Origin of the sequence: Pseudomonas sp. I2, assembly GCF_040984075.1 — a bacterium.
Taxonomy (GTDB): Bacteria; Pseudomonadota; Gammaproteobacteria; order Pseudomonadales; family Pseudomonadaceae; genus Aquipseudomonas; species Aquipseudomonas guariconensis_B.
Map to the genome: position 1 here is coordinate 1 of NZ_JBCGFQ010000095.1, position 6,072 is coordinate 6,072.

Annotated in this window: 4 protein-coding genes; all 4 read left to right on the plus strand. The window is 70.0% G+C overall.

Annotated elements, in window-relative coordinates; genetic code table 11:
* Nucleotides 1–383: 383 nt before the first annotated feature.
* Genes WCE05_RS25465 through WCE05_RS25480 form a run of 4 tightly spaced genes read left to right on the plus strand, consistent with a single transcriptional unit; the run spans nucleotide 384 to nucleotide 5,993 of the window.
* Complete coding sequence (locus WCE05_RS25465) at nucleotides 384–2,297, plus strand: sigma-54-dependent Fis family transcriptional regulator (RefSeq protein WP_368816795.1); 1,914 nt, start codon at nucleotides 384–386, stop codon at nucleotides 2,295–2,297.
* A gap of 3 nt (nucleotides 2,298–2,300) precedes the next feature.
* Entirely contained in the window at nucleotides 2,301–4,028 is a 1,728-nt protein-coding gene (locus tag WCE05_RS25470) for an ABC transporter ATP-binding protein (protein ID WP_368816796.1), read from the plus strand.
* A complete protein-coding gene (locus WCE05_RS25475; protein WP_368816797.1) occupies nucleotides 4,025–4,702 on the plus strand; it encodes a S8 family serine peptidase in 678 nt (225 codons plus the stop codon). The genes WCE05_RS25470 and WCE05_RS25475 overlap by 4 nt, the downstream gene beginning before the upstream one ends.
* Entirely contained in the window at nucleotides 4,695–5,993 is a 1,299-nt protein-coding gene (locus tag WCE05_RS25480; protein WP_368816798.1) for an NAD(P)/FAD-dependent oxidoreductase, read from the plus strand. Before WCE05_RS25475 ends, WCE05_RS25480 begins: the two co-directional genes overlap by 8 nt.
* Nucleotides 5,994–6,072 lie beyond the last annotated feature (79 nt).

Here is a 6,072-nt window from a genome sequence, read left to right on the forward strand (position 1 = left end):
GTTTGGGTGGGCGGGGGGGGGGGTGGGGTGTGGGGCCCCCTGCTTGGGGTATGTGGGGCTTTTTTTGGTGTGGGTCGGGTGGGCTCTTTCGCGGGAAAGCCTGATTCACACTATGGGGGACCGCTCGTTCTTTGCAGCCCATCGCCGGCAAGCCGGCTCCCATATGCTGGGTGAACACCGCTGGTCCGTGGCAGCCGGCTTGTCGGCGATGGGGCGCGAAGCGGCCCCAATGTCAGCGGCAGAATCTCCCCCTGCCTTTACGTAAACGTAAGCTTTGTGCCACCCTCCACCCCAGCCTGATGACGGCTCGCGGATTCTGAAGCACACTGCAACAAGTCCCGAAGCCCGTTGCCCCGCTCGCGGAGGCACCGCTGGAGTGAACGATGGCGCGACACATACCCATAACAAACGCCCGCAACCCCTTGCACGAATCCCGCCAGGCCCGGCTCAAGCTGGCCAACGAAGGCGAACTGCCCTCCGGGATGCTGCGCGACGAGATCGATGCCTCCTGGCGCCGTAGTCTCGGCCATGGCCTGGACTGCCTGCAAGGCGAGCAGGTGGGCTTGGGCATGCGCCACGGCCATGACCTGCGCGCCTTGCTGGAGCACAACCGGCTGCTGATCGATGCCGTCACCCCGGAGCTGGACTACCTGGTCAAGCGCCAGGGCAAGAGCGGCATCGTCATCCTCGGCGACGCCCAGGCCAACGTCCTGGCCATCGAAGGGCAGAAGCACGTGCTCAACCGCGATGGTCTGCGCGACCTGCACCCGGGCAGTTGCTGGAGCGAGTCGCTGCGTGGCACCAACGCCATCGGCACGGCGGTGGTCGAAGGGCGGCCGACCCTGATCAACTGTGGCGAGCACTACCTCGACCGGCTCAGCCCGTTCTCCTGCACCTCGGTGCCCCTGCGCGACCCGCGCGGGGAGGTGATCGGTGTGCTGGACATCACCCGCGAGGGGGTGATGACCCAGCCCCAGGACAGCCTCTGCACCCTCATGCTGGCGGCCGGCAATATCGAAGGCCGGCTGTTCGGCCTGTGCCACCCCGAGCAGTGGGTGCTGGCCTTCCACAGCCGGCCCCAGTACCTGGCCAGCGCCTGGCAGGGGCTGTTGGCCCTGAGCCTGGATGGCGAGGTGCTGGCGGCCAACGACAACGCCTGCCAGTTGCTGCAGGTGCCGCGCCAGGCGCTGCTCGGGCGGCGCAGCAGCGACCTGCTCGGCGAGCGCTCGTCGGCCTTCATCGCCCGCCTGTGGCAGGGCGGGGTGAGCAGCGTGCAGACCGCCAAGGGCGAGTTCTTCTTCCGGGTCCTGCAACTGCCGCGCCATGGCAACCTCAATGGCGCAGCGGGCGTCGGCAAGCCGGCCGCCTCGGCGAAGTCGCCGGCACTGCAGGCCCTGGCCGGCGGCGATGCGCGCCTGGCCCGTGGGCTGCGTATGGCCCGCCAGGGGCTGGCCAATGGCCTGCCGGTGCTGCTGCTGGGCGAGACCGGGACCGGCAAGGAGGTGGTCGCCCGTGCCTTGCACCAGGCCAGCCCGCGTGCCGACAAAGCCTTCGTCGCGGTCAACTGCGCGGCCATCCCCGAAGGCCTGATCGAGTCGGAGCTGTTCGGTTACCGCGAAGGCGCCTTCACCGGCTCGCGCCGGGGCGGCATGGTCGGGCGCCTGATGCAGGCCCATGGCGGTACCCTGTTCCTCGACGAGATCGGCGACATGCCCCTGGCCCTGCAGGCCCGCCTGCTGCGGGTACTGCAGGAGCGCCGGGTGGCGCCGCTGGGGGCTGCCGACGAGCAGGCGATCGATGTGGCGCTGATCTGCGCGACCCACCGCGACCTCAAGCGCCAGGTGGCCGAACAGGCGTTTCGCGAAGACCTGTACTACCGGGTCAACGGCGTGTCCCTGCGCTTGCCGGCGCTGCGCGAGCGCGACGACCTGGCAGGCATCATCGAGGGCCTGCTGGACAAGTTCGGCGCCAAGGGCGTGACCCTCGACCCAGCCCTGGCCGAGCTGCTCGATGGCTTCGACTGGCCGGGCAACATCCGCCAGCTGGAGATGGTGCTGCGCACCGCCCTGGCCATGCGTGAGGACGGTGAGCAGGTGCTGGGCCTGGATCATCTTACCGACTGCCTGCTGGACGAGTTGGCCAGCGGCGCGGCGCCCTCCGGCAGCCTGCGCGAGAACGAACTGGAACTGATCCGCGGCGCCCTGGCGCGCCACCAGGGGAATGTCTCGGCCGCCGCCGAGGCGCTGGGCATCAGCCGGGCGACGCTGTACCGCAAGCTCAAGCAGTTGCGCGGCTGAGCCATGGGTGGCCTGTTCGCGCGGCTGGTGGAGTCCAGCGACCCCGTGCTGATGCGCCAGGCCCTGGCCTGGCTGTATGGCTTCGTACGCCCGCAGCGGCAGGCCATCGCCGTGCTGCTGGGGTTGTCGCTGTCCGCCTCGCTGCTGGCCCTGGCCCAGCCGTGGCTGGTCAAGACCCTGATCGACGAGGGCCTGCTGGCACGGGACTACCAGACCCTCTGGCACATGGCGGCGCTGATGATCGGCGCCGGGTTGCTCGGCACCGTGCTGGCGGGCGTCAACCGCTACCTGCACACCCGCTTGTCCGGGCGCATCCTGTTCGCCCTGCGTGATGACCTCTATCGCCACCTGCAGCAGCTGTCGCCGTCGTTCTATGGCCGGCGGCGTACCGGCGACATCCTGTCACGGCTCGATGGCGATGTCGCCGAGATTCAGCGTTTTGCCGTGGATTCACTGTTCTCGGCGGTCTCCAGCGTGATCGGCCTGCTCGGCGCCGTGGGCCTGATGCTGATGCTGTCCTGGCAGTTGTCGCTGCTGCTGGCGCTGTTGATCCCCATCGAGGTGCTGTGGCTGCGCTGGATGCGGCGCAAGGTCGAGCGCGAGGTGCGCAGCCTGCGCGAGCGTTCGGCGGACGTGTCGTCGTTCCTGGTCGAGACGCTGCCGGCGATGAAGTTCATCCAGGCCGCCGGCCAGCAACGGCGCGAGGCTGGGCGCCTGGAGCAACTGGGCCAGGGCTACATGGGGCAATTGCTCAAGGTGCAGGTCACCGAATTCTTCACCCAGGCCGTGCCGGGCACGCTGACCTCCCTGTGCCGTGCCTGCGCTTTCCTGGTTGGCGGCTGGTGGGTGATCCAGGGCACCTGGCAGTTGGGCGCGCTGATCGCCTTTTCCACTTACCTGGGCATGGCCGTCGGGCCGGTGCAGAGCCTGCTGGGGCTGTACGTGGCGGTGCAGCGCATGGCGGTCAGCCTGGGGCGGGTGATGGAGCTCAAGCAGGAGCCCCTGGCGGTATGCGAGGCGCAGGCGCCGCGGCCGATGCCGGAGGGGCCGGGCGAACTGCGCCTGGAGGCCGTGGACTTCGCCCATGCCGGGCGCCAGGGCGCGGTACTGCGCGGCGTGCAGGTACGCATCCCCGGTGGCCTCAAGGTCGCCATCAGCGGCGCCTCGGGGGTGGGCAAGTCGACCTTGATCGACCTGCTGCAACGCTTCTACGACCCGGACGCCGGGCGTATCCTGCTCGACGGCGCCGACCTGCGCGAACTGGACCTGGCCGCCCTGCGCCGGCGTATCGCCGTGGTCAGCCAGGACATCGTCCTGTTTCGCGGTACCCTGGCGCAGAACTTGGCCTACAGCAGCCCACAGGCCAGCCGCGCGGAACTGGAGCGGGTGGTGCGCCTGACCCGCCTGGACAGCCTGGTGGACAGCCTGCCGCTGGGCCTGGATGGCCTGCTGGGCGAACGTGGCCAGCAGCTTTCCGGTGGCCAGAAGCAACGCATCGCCATCGCCCGGGCGCTGTTGCAGGATCCGGCGATCCTGGTGCTCGACGAAGCCACCTCGGCGGTGGACGAAGCCACCGAGCGTGAGGTGATCGCCGCCATCGACCAGCTGTTCGCCGGGCGCACGCGTATCCTCATCAGCCACCGTGCCTCGACCCTGGCCGACGCCGACCTGCACCTGCACCTGGGCGATGGCCAGTTGCGCGTGCTGCCCCAGGCGATGGCCGACAAATGACCGGCCAAGCCTGCATCGGCATGATCGACAGCGGCTGTTCGCCCGGGCAGGCCCTGGCGCTGCGTGCGGCGCGGCGCTTCTGGCTCGACGACGGCGTGCTGCGCGAAGGCCCAGCGCTGCCCGACCAACTGGGGCATGGCAGTGCCGTGCTGGGCTGCTTGCAGACGCAAGCCGGCGACATGCCGGTGCTGCTGGCCCAGGTATTCGGTCAGCAGTGGAGCACCAGTGCCCTGCAGGTGGCCGCGGCGTTGCTGTGGTTGGTGGAGCAGGGCGCAAGCGTGATCAATCTCAGCCTGGGCTTGCACCAGGACCGGCCCGTGCTGCGCCAGGCCTGCGACGAAGCCCTGGCGACCGGTGCGCTGTTGTGCGCCTCCAGCCCGGCGCGTGGCGGGCCGGTGTACCCGGCGAGCTACCCGGGCGTGCTGCGCATCACCGGCGATGCCCGTTGCGCGCCAGGGCAATGGTCGTGGCTGGGCAGTGCCCAGGCGGATGTCGGTGGCTATGTCGGCGGCCGAGGGCTGGCCGGGGCGAGCCTGGCTTGCGCGGCGGTGAGTGGGCAGGTCGCTGCCTGGCTGCGCGAGTGCCCCGGCCTGGACCGCCAGCAGGTCGTGGAGCGGCTGCGGGCGGGCGCTTGCTTCATCGGCCCGGAGCGGCGAGGTGGCCGCGATGGCTGAAGCGCGGATCCTGGTGCTGGGCGCCGGCCCTGCTGGTGCGGCCACCGCCATTGGCTTGCGCCGGTTGGGTTACCCGGTCACGGTGGTCTGCGACTGGCGTCGTTTCTCCGCGGTGGAGGGCGTGTCCCAGCGGGTGCTCGAAGGGCTGCGCCATGCCGGGCTTGCCGGCGGGCTGGCCGAGGCGGCGATAGCGGCGACGCGACAGGTACGCTGGAACGGCGAGCACCTGCAACTGAACCAGGAGTTCCTGCTCGACCGCCAGCGCTTCGACCAGGCCCTGCGCGATGACTTGCTGCAGGCCGGGGTGAGGCTGATCGAAGGCCGGGTACGCGAGGTCATGCGCGAGGACGGCCACCAGGTGCGGCTGGACGACGGCCGCCTGTTGCAGGCCGATTTCCTGGTCGAGGCCCGTGGCCGCCAGGCACCGCTGGCCGCCGACCGGCTGCGTGGCCCGGAGGCCGTCAGCCTGCTCAACCTCTGGCAGTCCACGCCAGGCACGCCGGCCTCGGCGGTCGAGAGCCTGGACGATGGCTGGGCATGGATGGCGCGCCTGGCCGATGGTCGCTGCTACTGGCAGATCACCCTGGATGCCGGTGCGGCGCAGTTGCCGGGCAAGGCGGCACTGCCCGCGTACTGCGCCGAACGGCGCCGGCGCTCGGCACTGGTGGCCGGGTTCTTCGACGAGCGCGCGCTGTTGCCAGCTGCCGTGCATGCGCGCAGCAGCACGGCGATCCTGGCGGGCGAGTGCAGCGGTGGCGACTGGTTGCGCGTGGGAGATGCGGCCATGGCCGTGGACCCCCTGTCGGGGAATGGGATTTTCCAGTCGCTGTCCTCGGCGCTGCAGGCTCCAGCGGTGATCAACACGCTGTTGCGCGAGCCACGGCGGGAGGCCTTGGCGCGGCGTTTTCACCAGGAGCGTATCGAGCAGTTGTTCCTGCGTTTCGCCCGGATCGGGCGGGATTTCTATGCCCAGGAGCAGGCCCGCGGCGAGCATGCGTTCTGGGCCCGGCGGCGTGCCTGGCCGGATGATCGTCCGGTGCACGCCGAGGCCGATTGGCAGGCCGTGCGGGTGGAGCGTCGGCCGGTGCTGCGCGAAGGGTGGGTGGACGAGGCCGAGGTGGTGGTTACCCAGGACCAGCCACTGGGGATCTGGCACCTGCAGGGCATCGAGCTGGCGCCGCTGGTGCGCCAGGTGCAGGTGGGTGGGCCGTTGGATGCGCTGCTGGAGCCATTGACCGTGCAGCAGCGGGCGATGGTAAGGGGATGGCTGGTTGGGCAGGGGTATCGGTGAGGGACCCCGGGGCCGCAACGCGGCCCCAAGTTCTCCTGCCTAGAAGAAGGTCCCGACCAGCAGTCACGTAAACACATCT

Excerpts from the sequence above, each read along its gene's own strand:
- WCE05_RS25465 (WP_368816795.1), top strand. The coding sequence starts at position 384 with ATGGCGCGACACATACCCATAACAAACGCCCGCAACCCCTTGCACGAA.
- WCE05_RS25470 (WP_368816796.1), top strand. The coding sequence starts at position 2,301 with ATGGGTGGCCTGTTCGCGCGGCTGGTGGAGTCCAGCGACCCCGTGCTG.
- WCE05_RS25475 (WP_368816797.1), top strand. The coding sequence starts at position 4,025 with ATGACCGGCCAAGCCTGCATCGGCATGATCGACAGCGGCTGTTCGCCC.
- WCE05_RS25480 (WP_368816798.1), top strand. The coding sequence starts at position 4,695 with ATGGCTGAAGCGCGGATCCTGGTGCTGGGCGCCGGCCCTGCTGGTGCG.